Origin of the sequence: Novosphingobium panipatense (assembly GCF_900182875.1) — a bacterium.
Classification (GTDB): Bacteria; Pseudomonadota; Alphaproteobacteria; order Sphingomonadales; family Sphingomonadaceae; genus Novosphingobium; species Novosphingobium panipatense.
Window position 1 is genome coordinate 165,591 of record NZ_FXUI01000006.1, and the last position, 13,698, is coordinate 179,288.

Annotated in this window: 13 protein-coding genes and 1 pseudogene; 7 read left to right on the top strand and 7 right to left on the bottom strand. The window is 64.0% G+C overall.

Going from position 1 to position 13,698, the window contains the following annotated elements; all coding sequences use genetic code 11:
- Positions 1-353: 353 nt before the first annotated feature.
- The 7 genes and pseudogenes from QOL62_RS11660 to QOL62_RS19900 form a co-directional block, all read right to left on the bottom strand.
- Complete coding sequence (locus QOL62_RS11660) at positions 354-2,348, bottom strand: protein-L-isoaspartate(D-aspartate) O-methyltransferase (protein ID WP_283406363.1); 1,995 nt, start codon at positions 2,346-2,348, stop codon at positions 354-356.
- Positions 2,349-2,352: 4 nt separating this feature from the next.
- On the bottom strand, positions 2,353-2,541 hold the full coding sequence (locus QOL62_RS11665; RefSeq protein WP_103727853.1) for a DUF3008 family protein: 189 nt from the start codon (positions 2,539-2,541) through the stop codon (positions 2,353-2,355).
- A 258-nt stretch (positions 2,542-2,799) separates the two neighbouring features.
- A complete protein-coding gene (locus QOL62_RS11670) occupies positions 2,800-3,297 on the bottom strand; it encodes an HAD family hydrolase (RefSeq protein ID WP_283406364.1) in 498 nt (165 codons plus the stop codon).
- A gap of 3 nt (positions 3,298-3,300) precedes the next feature.
- A complete protein-coding gene (locus tag QOL62_RS11675) occupies positions 3,301-3,675 on the bottom strand; it encodes a hypothetical protein (protein WP_283406365.1) in 375 nt (124 codons plus the stop codon).
- 51 nt (positions 3,676-3,726) lie between these two features.
- Entirely contained in the window at positions 3,727-4,116 is a 390-nt protein-coding gene (locus QOL62_RS11680; RefSeq protein WP_283406366.1) for a four-helix bundle copper-binding protein, read from the bottom strand.
- Between the two features lie 9 nt (positions 4,117-4,125).
- The gene (locus QOL62_RS11685) at positions 4,126-4,401 is read right to left on the bottom strand and encodes a Rossmann-fold NAD(P)-binding domain-containing protein (protein ID WP_283406367.1); all 276 of its coding nucleotides are present in this window, start codon (positions 4,399-4,401) and stop codon (positions 4,126-4,128) included.
- A 223-nt stretch (positions 4,402-4,624) separates the two neighbouring features.
- Positions 4,625-4,963 (bottom strand): annotated as a pseudogene (locus QOL62_RS19900) (integrase core domain-containing protein); the annotation flags it as partial.
- Between the two features lie 680 nt (positions 4,964-5,643).
- Between QOL62_RS19900 and QOL62_RS11695 the strand changes: the two are divergent.
- The 7 genes from QOL62_RS11695 to QOL62_RS11725 all read left to right on the top strand — a co-directional run bounded on the left by QOL62_RS11695 (position 5,644) and on the right by QOL62_RS11725 (position 13,589).
- A complete protein-coding gene (locus tag QOL62_RS11695) occupies positions 5,644-6,762 on the top strand; it encodes an NAD(P)-dependent alcohol dehydrogenase (protein WP_283406368.1) in 1,119 nt (372 codons plus the stop codon).
- A 62-nt stretch (positions 6,763-6,824) separates the two neighbouring features.
- Positions 6,825-7,883, top strand: coding sequence for an L-dopachrome tautomerase-related protein (locus QOL62_RS11700; protein ID WP_283406369.1), 1,059 nt, complete (start codon positions 6,825-6,827; stop codon positions 7,881-7,883).
- Between the two features lie 22 nt (positions 7,884-7,905).
- A complete protein-coding gene (locus tag QOL62_RS11705; protein WP_283406370.1) occupies positions 7,906-8,697 on the top strand; it encodes an SDR family NAD(P)-dependent oxidoreductase in 792 nt (263 codons plus the stop codon).
- Positions 8,694-9,776, top strand: coding sequence for a catalase family protein (locus tag QOL62_RS11710; RefSeq protein WP_283406371.1), 1,083 nt, complete (start codon positions 8,694-8,696; stop codon positions 9,774-9,776). Before QOL62_RS11705 ends, QOL62_RS11710 begins: the two co-directional genes overlap by 4 nt.
- Complete coding sequence (locus QOL62_RS11715; RefSeq protein ID WP_103727860.1) at positions 9,773-10,306, top strand: (2Fe-2S)-binding protein; 534 nt, start codon at positions 9,773-9,775, stop codon at positions 10,304-10,306. Before QOL62_RS11710 ends, QOL62_RS11715 begins: the two co-directional genes overlap by 4 nt.
- A complete protein-coding gene (locus tag QOL62_RS11720; protein WP_283406372.1) occupies positions 10,303-11,319 on the top strand; it encodes an FAD binding domain-containing protein in 1,017 nt (338 codons plus the stop codon). Before QOL62_RS11715 ends, QOL62_RS11720 begins: the two co-directional genes overlap by 4 nt.
- Before the next feature lie 11 nt (positions 11,320-11,330).
- Positions 11,331-13,589, top strand: a complete 2,259-nt coding sequence (locus QOL62_RS11725; RefSeq protein ID WP_283406373.1) for a xanthine dehydrogenase family protein molybdopterin-binding subunit — start codon at positions 11,331-11,333, stop codon at positions 13,587-13,589.
- The last annotated feature ends 109 nt before the right edge of the window (positions 13,590-13,698 follow it).

A 13,698-nucleotide genomic window follows, 5' to 3' on the forward strand; every position in this document is an offset into this window, starting at 1 on the left:
GGACGCCGCGCCCGTTTGGGCAATCCGATCTCTCCTGATGCCTCGCCTCGCGGTGAACGATTTCGACTAAGGTGTTCGCCCAAGCTTGCGACGGAAAGCACGAACAGCGCAATACCGGATGCAAGCACGAGCAGGCGATCTGGACGGGGCCGGCCGTAATGGCGGCATTGCGCTCGAACGCGTGGTCTTGCGCGATCAACAAGGCCGAGATTGTACTGGCGGCTGAACTTAGGGCAACCAGCGCGTGCGTGCTCAGCCCCGCATGATGCCCCCCGGCACTCGCGTTCGAAACTCAGCAAATCCGAGGCATGCGGCAATCGCGTACCAGTCTCCTGCCGTGAGTTCCGGCACGCTCATTGCCCGAAGGGATAGGTCTCGGGCACACCGCGGTGATGCTCCGGGCCGAGTGGCGTCACTGCCTCAGTCTCGTCGAACCACACGTAGGCATCGAGCTGCTCAGGCAGGATCGCTTCGCTGTAGTGGCTCCAGCGCTCTGTTTCTGGACGATAAATCACGCCGATGAACCGCTCCAGCCGCGGCTCCATCAGTGCGCGACGCAGCGCTTCGTGCTTGCCCGGCCCAAGATCGAGCAGGAAGTGCGCGACGCCGCTGTCGTGGCAAAGTCGCTCATAGCTGTCGCGCCGTGACGGATTGACGCGCTTCACTTCCATGTCGCCATCCCAATCGGTGGCGGCCGCGACCGTCCCGGTGTGGGTACCAAATCCGATCAGGCCCGCTTGGTCGCCGAACGTCTCGCGGCAGAGCTGGCCGATATTCAGTTCGTCGCGGGTTTGCCCCATGTCTGTCGCGCGCGCATCGCCGATGTGGCTGTTGTGCGCCCAGACAATCGCTTTGGCGTTTGGTCCCATAGCGTCAAGCAGATGCTGAAGGGTCTCGAACATGTGCGTATCGCGCAGATTCCAGCTCTCCGCGCCGCCGTAATACATGATTCGGTAATAGCGCTCGGCCGACGCGATCAGCCGGGCGTTCTGCGCCGCGTCGAGGAAGGCCTCACCGTCGCGCTCTGCATATTCGAGCCGCTTCTGAAGCAGCGCCTGGCATTGCTCGATCACCGCTTGCTCGCACTCGGCATAGCCTCGGTTCAGCGCGGAGCGGCCGTAAGTGGCGGGGTTCTTTTGCCACGGGGTCAGACAGCCGTAGCGCTCACGGGCGACCTTTGCCGCTTCCGGATCGACCCGGTCGAGATAGTCGAGCACGGCACCAATCGACGCCGACATGTTGTAGATGTCGAGCCCGTAGAAGCCGACGCGGCGGCTCATTTCGGCGACGCCCGCGTTGTGCTCGCGCATCCAGTGGATCAGTGCCTGAACATCGGTGTTGCGCCACATCCAGGTCGGAAAGCGCTCGAACGGCTTCTCGGCGCCCGCGCGCGGCTCGCGGTGGCGGACATAGCGGTCCACCGTCGCCGCATCGGGCCAGTCCGCTTCAACCGCCACGATGGTAAAGCCATGATGCGCGACGAGATGGCGGGTGATCGCCGCGCGCGCCCGGTAGAACTCGCTCGTCCCGTGACTCGCCTCACCAAGCAGCACGACGCGCCGATCGGCGTAGCGGTCGAACAGGCGACCGAAGGCAGGATCGTCGAAGTCGGGCAGAGGCTCCGCCGCCTCGCCGATCATCTCCGGCAACGTGAGCTTGCGCGATGCGCCGGGACGGTGGTCGCTCGCCGCGCGGCGGCCGTCTTCGGGCCAACCCTGCGCGCCTATCAGCGGCACGAATTTGACCGCACCGAGGCTCTCCTGCTCAAAGCGATCTTTCGCCACGCGCGTCACCTTGCAAAGCGTCTGAACGTCCGGCCCTCCGACCGGCATGACAAGCCGCCCGCCGATCTTAAGCTGCCGCTGAAGCGCGTCCGGCACTTCCAATCCGCCGGCCGCGACGAGAATCGCGTCGAACGGTGCCTCTTCCGGCAGCCCGAGCGTTCCGTCCCCCTCGCGCACATCGACATTGTCGTAGCCGAGATCGGACATCCGCGCACACGCAGATCGCGCCAACTCTCGGTGCCGCTCAATTGCGACGACACGACCGGCCACCTGCCCCAGCACCGCTGCCGCGTAACCGGACCCGGCGCCGACCTCAAGCACATGGCTTCCCGGTTCGATCTCGGCAGCCTCGACCATGGCAGCAACGATATAGGGTTGGGAGATGGTCTGCCCCGCCTCGATCGGCAGCGGGCCATCCTCATACGCGAACTCTGCGAGGCCGTCGGGCACAAACCGCTCTCGCGGCACCGTGCGCATTGCATCGAGCAACGCGGCGTCGCGTACGCCGCGTCGGGCGATCTGGACGTCGACCATCCGTCGTCGCGTCTCCTGATAGTCGGTCACGACGCTAACTCTTCGACTTGTGCTCCGGCTTGTCCTTGCGCTTGGTGTGAGCAAGCTCCTCGAGCTGCTTCTCGCTCATGGATTTCTCCATGCTCTTGGACGCGCCCTTGAGCTTCGCCTTGGGTTGATCGCCACGCTTCGCGCTGAGCGCGGCGCCGGCGGCCTTCTGTTGCGCGGCGGATTTGGCAGGCATCTTGGCTTCTCCTCTCCTTAAAGGCAACGCGTCAGTGGCAAGGCGGTGCCCGGGGCTGATCCAGGTAGATCAATTCGCGAAAGCTTCGGAGATCCGTCCAGGCGTCCGGACAACGGATTTGCCGGGTGCTGCCTAGAAGCGATCGACGCCGCGCAAAGTGCCACCTTGGATCCGGGAACGAGCAGGTATGACCGACATGATCGCCCTGCCGCGCCGGGCAAGCTGGACTTCGACCTCCCGGCCCACTGTTCCGCAAAATCAGCCATGGGTCGCCTCCTCCGGTGGAACCCTCGCCGGCACGCCGAGCGCGCTCAGTTCGAAGAGGGTCTGCTCGGCGCTGCGGTGATGAACGAAAGTGCCGCCAGCGCCCTGCCAGAGATGGGCGTGCTTCAGTTGATCGTCGACCAGGATGTCGCCGGACTGGCAGTGGTTGCGCTTGTCGACCGCCATTACCGTCAGGATGCGGGTGCCCGGAAAATGCTCGGCCGCCCAGCGCACCTTCTGCGGGGCGGCCCATTGGCCTCGCGGCAGGCCAGTCAAAATGATGGGATCGAGGTGCCGCACCGCCTCGAACAGGACCATCGCGTCATCCATCAGCGGCAGAGTACCGTAGAAGTCAGGATGGCGGGCGATCTCCCGCCAAAAGGCCGGGAGGCCACGCCGTTTCTCGAACACACGCGGCGGCATGCCGAGCAGCTCGGTTGCGCCGTGATCGAAGTCGGCCAGTACGCCGTCGCAGTCGAGATAGAGCTGCATCGGCTAGAACCTTGCCGGCTCGATTTCGACCTGGATCGGCACAGGCAATGGCTCCCAACCCCGGTCAGCGATCACGTCATTGCTTTGAACAGCCTTGCGGCCGCGGCTTCGGTCAAGCGACCAGGTGATGTGGTAGGTGCTGCCATCGGGCCGGTCCGTGCTGCCCCCGATTGAGACGATCAACGCCTGCAGGCCTTCGCCGTCGTCGACGCTCCCGACGATTTCGGCAGCCTTCTGCAGGGGCAGCGGCTCTTTGGACGAAGCATGTGCCTTGAGCGTGACATGATCGGCGATTACGTCAGGCCAGTTCGGCGGAAATTGGTCGAGCAACTGCGCCCGCTCATCGGGCTTCAGTTTCCATCCTATCACAGGCATCATTCAGACCTTCAAGCAAGGAGACAATGGCCGCAAGTCGTCTCCTTTGTTCTGTCACTGCACGGTGGGAAGAGCCTTCCGGCAATCGCTGGCGCATTCGCGGCACATCTCAGCGCAGAGCCGGCAATGCTCGTGCTCGTGGCGTCCGCATTCTTCCGCGCACAGTTCGCATGCCCTGGCGCAAGTCTCGAGCATCAGCCGCAACATCTCGACATTTTGCGCGGTGCGCCGGATCGCTAGCCGACCCGTCGCCGCACACACATCTGCGCAATCGAGGCATGAGCGGATGCACTGTGCCATGTCCATCTTCTCGGCAACGCAAGCGTCGGCACAGGAGGTGCACATCTCCGCGCATAACATTGCGTGACGCGCCGCAGTCGCGAGCGCTTCGTTGAAGTCGTCGCCCACATCGGGATGAAGAGAGATCATTTTGTGAATGGACATGGCAATCTCCTAGATGAGCGGCTTTGCCGCCGCAGGCTCCTTGAGCTGCCCTGGCCGCCCGAACGGCGCGTTCTTTCCGAACTCCTCCACCTGGTCTGGCGACAGGGTGGGCGGAAGCAGCGGGGTCCAGACCAGCCGGGGGGCGCCACAGTTGACGCGGATCTTCTTCACGCCGAGCAGCTGCGCCAAGCCGCCGGTGAAGTTCTGAATCGCGCCTTGGCCCACAATCCGATGTTGCTGCTCCGGAAGAGGAGATTCTACCGCTTTGCAGGCTGCATCGCTCATGGCCAGGATACTCCTTGGACGCTCTGCGAAGAAGCGGCTCTCGAGCGGCTCAGTTCCCTCGGAAGGAGCTCAGACAGATTGATTGCAGCCGAACCGTGCCCCTTACGTGATCATTGACGCTACTGGATCACATGGATCAGTAGGACGCTCGTCTGGCGACCTTGCCCCGTAATTGTCACCGGCCGGAAGTGGACTTCCGGCCATGAAGCAAGTTCGGCCGGTGTCATGACCCTGGAGATGTGTGAAGTCGGGCCTTGTTGAAGTCCGTCCGCCACGCCTTGATCTTGCTCCTGGCGTCGTCTGAAGACAAGAACCAGTGCGTGTTCAGGCATTCATCGCGCGGCCGTCCGTTGAAGCTTTCACATAAGCATTGTCCGTCGACTTCCGAGCCAATCCACGACATCAACCACCTGTTCGCCTTTGACCCCCTGAGCAATGCGGATCGCCAGGCACTGGCGCGTATATGCATCGACGTCAGGGCGCGGAATCGCTTGCTGTCGAACAGGGCACCGGACACAGAGTCCATCGTCCAGATCTTATCCCTGCGCGAAGGCAGCGGCCGCTCCACCGGCCATTGAGTGGTTTTCGTCTTTACAAGCTGGCTGAACGATCGGCTACTTCGACACTCCAGCCGAAAACCTGCCAATCGGCTCCCGATCCGCCTTCTATCATTCTGCGATGCCGGTCAGGCTACCATCGAATGTCAGATATCGACAGAAGCTGCCGTTCGACTGTCCGCTTCTCTAATCTGCATGAAATCTTTGACAAGCGTAAGCCTGCGGGAACGTGCAACCATTGCTGGTGTGAGAACCCTTAGGTCATGCCCCAGGAGGACGACCGGCTTCTAAGAATTTAGCTCACCCGGTCGAGGTCCAAAACGCTGTCGAGGTGATTTGCATCAATCATCAGACGCCGCGGGAACAGCATTGCGCCTGCAAACATTATGAACTGTCCGCTTGTGACCCACGGGCCGGCTTGCAGCCTTTTCAGGGTTCATCACCTTTCGGGAGAAATTCATGCCAGCACCATCGTGCGCAATAGCGATACTATCGAAAAGCCGATCAAAAATGAGGAGCAGGTCCACTGTGATCTGATCGACACGTTGCGCTGATCGCCGAGACGACGTCGAAGGACTTATGTTCACGCGGTCCGCAGCGTTCACGCCAAGGCACCGGTTATTGCCTGCCCTCGGCAGACGAGTGAAGCGCCCGCGATCCATCTGCGCGCCCTTCTGGAGGGAGAATGCTCGTGAAGATCACTGCCGCCGTGATGGAGAAGGCAGACGGACTCGTAACCCGCCGCTTGATCGCGCTCGAAGAGGTCGAACTCGAGGGACCGCGCGAGGACGAGGTGCTGGTGCGCGTCACCAGCTGCGGGGTATGCGGCACCGACCGCGGCTGCCTGCACGGGCAGGAGCCATATCCCACACCCGGCGTGCTCGGCCACGAGGGCGCTGGCACCATCGAGGCGGTTGGCAGGCTGGTCGACAATGTTCGCGTCGGCGATCGCGTGATGATGGGCTTTCCTTTCTGCGGAACCTGCAGGAGCTGTCGGCGCGGCCAGCAGCGCTATTGCATACATGGCGGGGCGCTGATGTTCTCCGGCCACCGACTCGATGGCTCCTCGCCAATGCAGAAAGCGGACGGCACGCCGCTCGCCGGACGGTTCTTCCAGCAATCTTCCTGGGCTACCCATACCGTCGCGCTCGCGCGTCAGGTGGTGAAGGTGCCGGACGGCATCGACGCCGACCTGATGGGGCCGCTCGGTTGTTCGATCACGACCGGCGCGGGAACGGTGTTCAACGAGTTGAAGCCTCGGCCGGACAGCTCCATCGCGGTGTTCGGCGCAGGCAATGTCGGGCTGGCGGCGATCATGGCGGCGAAGCTCTCCCCGGCGACCCGCATCATCGCCATCGACACCGAACAGAGCCGGCTCGCTCTGGCGCGTGAACTCGGCGCGACCGACGTGATCGAACATGGGCGCGACACGGTACAAGCCGTGCGGGATCTCACCGACGGCGCGCTCGACTACGCAATCGAGGCGACCGACGGCTCCAACCTCGTGTCCGAGGCGGTTGAGAGCCTGGGCCAGCTCGGTGTCTGCGCGATGGTCGGCGGCGCGAAGGCGAGCGCGTCGGTGTCGTTCAACCACACCGGCGTTCTTACCACCGGAAAGACGATCAAGGGCGTGCTGGGCGGCGGCGGCACTACGCCCGACTTCCACTTGGCGCTCATGCGTCTTCACGCAGACGGCCGTTTCCCGCTCGAGCGGCTCGTCCGCCGCTATCCCTTCGCCGAGATCAACCAGGCGATCGACGACAGCGATGCGGGCACCACGATCAAGCCCATCCTGATGATGTGAGAGGATCCATGAGGAAAAACCCCATTTTGCTCGGAATTGGCGCCGTGACGGCGGTCGCCGCATTGGCAGGTACCGCCGCGCTCGCGCAGCGTTCCGGATCGGCCCTCACGCAGGTGGCTCAGTTCGACCATCAGGTCACCGGAGTTGCCGTGACGCCGGACGGACGGCGCTTCGTCAACTTCCCTCGCTGGACTGACGATGCGCCGATATCTGTGGCGGAGGTGATGAAGGACGGCTCGCTGCGGCCCTATCCCGATGCCAAGTGGAACGAATGGCGCAACGCGCGGGCGAACGAATTGTCAGTCGCTGACCATTTCGTCTGCGTCCAGTCCGTCGTCGCCGATGGCCGCGGGAATCTCTGGGCGCTGGATCCCGGCGCGCCGGGAAACGAGAAGATCCTGCCGGGCGCGCCGAAGCTTGTGAAGATCGATCTGAAGACCAATGCCGTCGCCAAGATCATCCCCGTGCCTGAGGATGTCGCGCTACAGGGTACCTATCTCAACGACATCCGCTTCTCGCCCGATGGGAAGCTCGGTTACATCACCGACAGCGGCACGCGCGGCGCGATCATCGTCGTCGATCTGGAAAGCGGCAAGAGCTGGCGGACGCTTGATGGTCATCCCTCGACGCAGGTCGACAAGACTGTCAACGTTGTGCTGGATGGCAAGCCGCTGCGCCGCCCCGATGGCCGACAGCCGATGTTCGCATCCGACGGCATCGCCATTTCGCAGGACGGTAAGACGCTCTTCTACCAGGCGCTGACCGGAAAGACGCTGTACTCGATCAATACCGACCTGCTGCGGCCGGACGTGCCGGAGAACCAGCGCGCCGCAGCCGTGAAGACAGTCGCGCAGACGCATGTCGCGGATGGCTTGTGGATGAGCAGGACGGGCGTGCTCTATCTCACCTCGCCCACGGATTACTCGATCAAGCGGCTGAACGGCGCGGCGATCGAGACCGTGCTGACTGATCGTCGCCTGCGCTGGCCCGACACCTTCAGCGAAGGGCCGGATGGCCGGATGTATGTCACCGCCAGCCACATTCAGGATACGCAATGGTTCACGCCAGGCGCGCCGCCCTCGATCAAGACACAGCTCTTCTCCTTCCCGCCCGTTCGCTGACCGGCACGACAAGGATCATCCCATGACCGACCCTATCCATCGCCCCTTCGCCGTCATCACCGGCGGCTCCAACGGCATCGGGCTCGAGCTTGCCCGACAATTCGCCGATCACGGCTACGACCTCCTTATTGCTGCCCAGGACGAGCAGCACCTGCGCGACGCGGCGCTGACGCTGAGTGCCGGTGGCGTGCAGGTGGACACCTATGCCGCCGACCTCGGCCAGGCGGAGGGCGTGGACGGGCTCTACCGCGCCATCGCGGGGCGACCGGTCGATGCTTTGTGCGTCAACGCCGGGATTGGTCTTGGCGGACCTTTCGTCGAGACCGATCTCGCGACCGAACTGCAGATGATCGATCTTAATGTCCGCGGCGCGGTGCAGCTGACCAAGCTGGTGCTCAAGGACATGGTCGCGCGCAACAGCGGCAAGATCCTCTTCACCTCTTCGATTTCCGCGACCATGCCCGACCCCTTTGAAGCGGTCTATGGCGGCACCAAGGTCTTCCTGCGCTGGTTCGGCGAAGCGCTGCGTAACGAACTGAAGGACACCGGCGTGACCGTCACCGTGCTGATGCCGAGCATGACCGAGACCAACTTCTTCCACCGAGCCGACATGGACGACACCCGCGCCGGTCAGGCGAACAAGGACGATCCGGCCGTCGTCGCCAAGGCGGGGTTCGATGCCTTGATGGCCGGCGACGACAAGGTCGTGCCCACGTTCAAGAACAAGGTGATGGGAGCAATCGCCGACGCGCTGCCCGACAAGGTGGCCGCGCAGGTTCATCGCGGCCTGTCAGAGCCGGGTTCCGGCCAATGACCTATCTGCGCTACAGTCCCGGCGTCGAGCAGCCGGAGGCCGACGAGCAAGCCACGATCGACAATATCATTCAGGCCATGACCCGGCAGAGCGAGACGGTCGAAACGCGCGAGCAGCATGCGGTCCGCGCCAGCCACGCCAAGAGCACGGCCTGCGTGACCGGCGAATTGGTCATCCCCGATGATCTGCCGGAAGAGCTTGCCCAGGGGCTGTTCGCCAGGTCCGGCACTTATCCGGTCGCGGTCCGCTTCGCGCAAGGCCCCGGTGAGACGCTCGGCGACCGCGTTTCGACCCATCGCGGCATGGCGATCAAGGTCTTCGGCGTGGAGGGGGAGAAGCTGCCGGGGCATCATGCGCCCACGCAGGACTTCGTGCTGGCGACCGGGCCGACCTTCCCGTCCGGCACGGCCAAGGGCTTTTTAAGGGACGGAAGCCTGATCGGCAAGTCGGCGGGCTTGCCGGAAAGGGCCAAGAGCGCAGTCTCCAGCCTGGCCCGCAACCTCAACAAGGTGCTGAACACCGTCGGCAAGCCGAGCGCCGTGGCCGACTTCTTCGGTCATCCGTTCAGCCATCCGCTCGGCGACAGCTATTTCAGCCAGGCGCCGATGCGCTGGGGCGATTACATCGCCAAGGTCGCGGCCTTTCCCTCGTCGGTCTACCAGGACCAGCTTCGCGACTGGCAGCTCGATCCCCATGCAGACGAGGACGGCTTCCGACACGCGGCCGTCGCCTTCTTCGACCAGCACGACGTGCTGTTCGACCTCAAGGTGCAGCTCCGGGCCAATGCCGAAACCCAACCCATCGAGGATGCCTCCGTCGAATGGCCGGCGCAGGACAGCCAGTACCGCACCGTCGCCACGCTCCGCCTGCCGCGCCAGCGGGCCTATTCGCCCGAGCGAGTGCGCTATTTCGACGAGGTGATGACCTTCCGGCCGGCGCACAGCCTCGCTGCGCATCGTCCACTCGGATCGGTGATGCGGGCGCGGCTCCAGGTCTATCAGGCGCTCAGCGCATTTCGGCATCGCGAGAACGGTGTCGCCGAAGCCAACCCCGTCAGCATTGAGGAGATACCGGCATGAACCCTGCCGTCACGCTCGACCGCACCTCCGGCCGCCGGGTCGCCGCCGAGCCCATCGCCTCGCTCACGCTGCGGCTCACGGTCAACGGCGAGGAGCGGGTGCTTCAGGTGGAGCCCTGGACCACATTGCTCGACCTTCTGCGCGACAAGCTCGACCTGACCGGCACGAAAAAGGGTTGCGATCATGGCCAATGCGGCGCCTGCACCGTACTAATAGACGGCAGGCGGATTAACGCCTGCCTGAAGCTCGCAGTGACGCTGGAGGGCCAGGAGGTCACGACGATCGAGGGGCTGGGGCAGCCGGGGAACCTCCATCCGCTCCAAGCGGCGTTCATCGAACACGATGCGTTCCAGTGCGGCTATTGCACGCCGGGACAGATCTGCTCGGCACAGGGACTGATCAATGAGGGGCATGCCCGTAACCGCGCCGACGTGCGTGAACAGATGAGCGGCAATATCTGCCGTTGCGGCGCTTATACCAACATCGCCGACGCCGTGCTTGAGGTGCTCGAACAGGGGAAGCAGCCATGATCCGCTTCGACTATGCCCGGCCGGCAGATGTAAGCGAGGCGGTTCGCGCCGGCAGCGGCGAGCACGCCGCCTTTCTTGCCGGGGGCACGAACCTTGTCGATCTGATGAAGGAAAACGTGGCGCGGCCGCTGCAGGTCGTCGACATCAATCGCCTCCCGCTCACGGACATCGAGGCCCGGGAGGACGGCGGCCTTCGGCTTGGCGCACTCGTGACCAATGCCGCCACTGCCTATGACCTGCGTGTCCAGCAACGCTACCCGCTGCTCGCCTCGGCGATCCTCGCCGGCGCCTCACCGCAACTGCGCAATGCCGCGACCAACGGTGGCAACCTCAACCAGCGGACCCGCTGTTACTATTTCTATGACGTCGACACGCCGTGTAACAAGCGGAATCCAGGTGAGGGCTGCGGCGCGATCGGTGGGGTCAATCGCATCCACGCGATCCTCGGCGCGAGCGACCAGTGCATCGCGACGCATCCGTCGGATATGTGCGTGGCGCTCGCGGCCCTCGAGGCGCATGTGCAAGTGACAGGGCCGGACGGCGATCGCGCGATCGCCTTTTCCGACTACCACCGGCTACCCGGCGACGAGCCCTGGCGCGACAACACGCTGCGCTCCGGCGAGCTCGTCACCGCGATCGATCTGCCGGCGGAGAATTTCTCCACGCACTACACCTATCTCAAGCTCCGGGACCGTCTTTCCTACGCCTTCGCACTGGTCTCGGTCGCAGTCGCCCTGCGCCTGGGCGAGGACGGGCGGATCGAGGCGGCTCGCATCGCTTTAGGCGGCGTGGCGCACAAGCCGTGGCGCGTGCCGGCTGCTGAAAGCCTGCTGCAGGGCGAACAGCCGGGCGAGCGCGTCTTCCAGGCCGCGACCCATGCCATCACCGAAGGCGCCATCGGCCAAGGCCAGAACAGTTTCAAGATCGAGCTCGCCCGTCGGGCTGTCGTGCGGGCGCTTGGACAGGCTGCCGCCGGCACGCCGCAGTCCCAGACCGACAAGCGCATCGCCTGAGGAGCCATACCATGACCGCAACCACGAAGATCGGCATCGGCACGTCCCTTTCCCGCGTCGACGGCGCCGAGAAGGTGACGGGCAAGGCGAAATATGCTGCCGAGTACAATGTCCCTGGCCTGCTTTACGGCGTGACGGTGTCTGCTCGGATCGCCAAGGGGCGCATCACGCACCTCGAAGAGAACGCCGCGCGCGCCGTGCCGGGCGTGGTCGACATCGTCAGCCACCTGAACCGGCCGAAGCAGGCGTGGCTCGACCACAGCTGGAAAGACGAGCTCGGCATTCCCGGCGAACCGTTCAAGGCATTTCACGACGATCGTATCCTGTTCGCAGGGCAACCAATCGCCGTTGTCATCGCCGAGACGTTCGAGGCCGCCCGCTTCGCCGCCAGCTTGGTTGAGGTGGCTTACGAGGAGGAGCCGCACAACATCGATTTCACCGCCTCGCTGGCCGAGAAATTCACGCCGTCCTATTTCAAGCGCCGCAACACCTACCATCCGCCAAAGAAGCGCGGCGATCCCGACACTGCCTTTGCCAATGCCACCCTCAAGCTTGAGGCCGAGTATCATCTCGCCACCGAGCACCACAACCCGATGGAAATGCATGCCTCCACCGTCGAGTGGCACGGCGACGGCAGCATCACCGTCTATGACAAGATCCAAGGCTCGCAGGGCGACCAGGCCTATCTCGCCAGCGCGTTCGGGCTCGGCAAGAAGAACGTCCGCGTGGTCAACGCCTACGTGGGCGGCGGCTTCGGATCGGGTCTCAGGCCGCAGTGGCAGGTGCAGGTCGCGGTGATGGCCGCGATCCACCTCGAGCGCTCGGTGCGTGTGGTGATGACCCGTGCGCAGATGTTCACTCACGTACACCGCCCGGAATGCACCTATTCGATCAGGCTGGGCGCCGAGCACACCGGCAAGCTCAGCGCGATGATCAACGATGCCACGACCTCCACGTCACGCTTCGAGAACAACATGGAGGACATCGTCGTCTGGGGCATGATGAATTACGATTGCCCCAACGCCTCGGGCGAGTACACGATCGCCCCGCGCGATACCTACACGTCCGCAGACATGCGCGCGCCGGGCGCCGCCACCGGCATGACCCTGTTCGAAATCGCCATCGACGAGATGGCGTACAAGGCCAAGGTCGATCCGCTCGAATTCCGCCTCATCAACTATTCGGAGGTGGACTCGATGAACGAGACGCCGTTCACCTCCAAGGCTCTGCGCGAAGCGTATCGGGAAGGCGCCGAGCGCTTCGGCTGGGAAAAACGTTCCCCCCAGCCGCGCTCCATGCGGGAAGGACGCGAGCTGATCGGCTGGGGTGTCGCGACCGGCATGTGGGACGCGCAATTCTCCAAGACGGCGGCCCGCGCGGTGCTCACCGCGGACGGCAGGCTGGAAGTAGCATCAGCCACATCCGACATCGGCACGGGCACCTACACGGTGATGACGCTGGTCGCCGCTGACACGCTCGGGCTTGCGCCCGAACAGATCACGGCCCGACTTGGCGACAGCGATCTGCCAACCGCTCCCGTGGAGGGCGGATCCTGGGCAGCAGCGTCGACCGGCGCGGCGGTGCAGCTCGCCTGCCAATCAGTCGCGAAGCGGCTGCTGAAGGCGGCCGAGAAGATGGAGGACAAGCCGCTCCACGGCGCCAAATCGATCGACGATCTCGTGTTCGCCGATGGTGCCATGGCACTGAAGAGCGATCCTTCACGCCGCGTAGCGATCACCGAGGTTATGACCGCAGCCGGGCTCGACCGGATCGAGGTAGAGGAAACCGCCTCCCCCGGAATCGGCGGCATGATCTCCATGGCACAAAAATCGCGCAACACTCACAGCGCGATCTTCTGCGAGGTGCGGGTCGACGAAGAGCTCAACCAGGTCCGCGTCACTCGCGTGGTTAGCGCGGTTGCAGCCGGCCGTATCATCAACCCCAAGACGGCGCGCAGCCAGATCCTGGGCGGCGTGGTAATGGGGATCGGGATGGCGTTGCACGAGGAGACCTTCGCGGACAAAGCGCTGGGCCGCTGGATGAACCACAACTATGCCGAATATCACGTGCCTGCGCACGCCGATATCGAGGATATCGACGTCATCTTCGTCGACGAGCCTGATCCCGAGGTTACGCCGCTGGGTGTGAAGGGCCTGGGCGAGATCGGCATCGTCGGCACTGCCGCCGCCGTCGCCAACGCAATCTATCATGCGACGGGCAAGCGTGTCCGGCAGCTGCCTGTCACCATCGACAAACTGTTGCCTCCCTGATGCTACCCCCAATCACAAGTGAGGCCCTAATCACCCGCCCTCCAAAATGCCTGCAGATGACCGTCAAGGCGCTCTCGGGAGCAGCCATTTTTCCGCAAACGGCGCGGCG

Coding starts and splice junctions, on each gene's coding strand:
- QOL62_RS11665 (WP_103727853.1), bottom strand. CDS start 2,541: ATGCCTGCCAAATCCGCCGCGCAACAGAAGGCCGCCGGCGCCGCGCTC.
- QOL62_RS11670 (WP_283406364.1), bottom strand. CDS start 3,297: ATGCAGCTCTATCTCGACTGCGACGGCGTACTGGCCGACTTCGATCAC.
- QOL62_RS11675 (WP_283406365.1), bottom strand. CDS start 3,675: ATGATGCCTGTGATAGGATGGAAACTGAAGCCCGATGAGCGGGCGCAG.
- QOL62_RS11680 (WP_283406366.1), bottom strand. CDS start 4,116: ATGTCCATTCACAAAATGATCTCTCTTCATCCCGATGTGGGCGACGAC.
- QOL62_RS11685 (WP_283406367.1), bottom strand. CDS start 4,401: ATGAGCGATGCAGCCTGCAAAGCGGTAGAATCTCCTCTTCCGGAGCAG.
- QOL62_RS11695 (WP_283406368.1), top strand. CDS start 5,644: ATGCTCGTGAAGATCACTGCCGCCGTGATGGAGAAGGCAGACGGACTC.
- QOL62_RS11705 (WP_283406370.1), top strand. CDS start 7,906: ATGACCGACCCTATCCATCGCCCCTTCGCCGTCATCACCGGCGGCTCC.
- QOL62_RS11710 (WP_283406371.1), top strand. CDS start 8,694: ATGACCTATCTGCGCTACAGTCCCGGCGTCGAGCAGCCGGAGGCCGAC.
- QOL62_RS11715 (WP_103727860.1), top strand. CDS start 9,773: ATGAACCCTGCCGTCACGCTCGACCGCACCTCCGGCCGCCGGGTCGCC.
- QOL62_RS11720 (WP_283406372.1), top strand. CDS start 10,303: ATGATCCGCTTCGACTATGCCCGGCCGGCAGATGTAAGCGAGGCGGTT.
- QOL62_RS11725 (WP_283406373.1), top strand. CDS start 11,331: ATGACCGCAACCACGAAGATCGGCATCGGCACGTCCCTTTCCCGCGTC.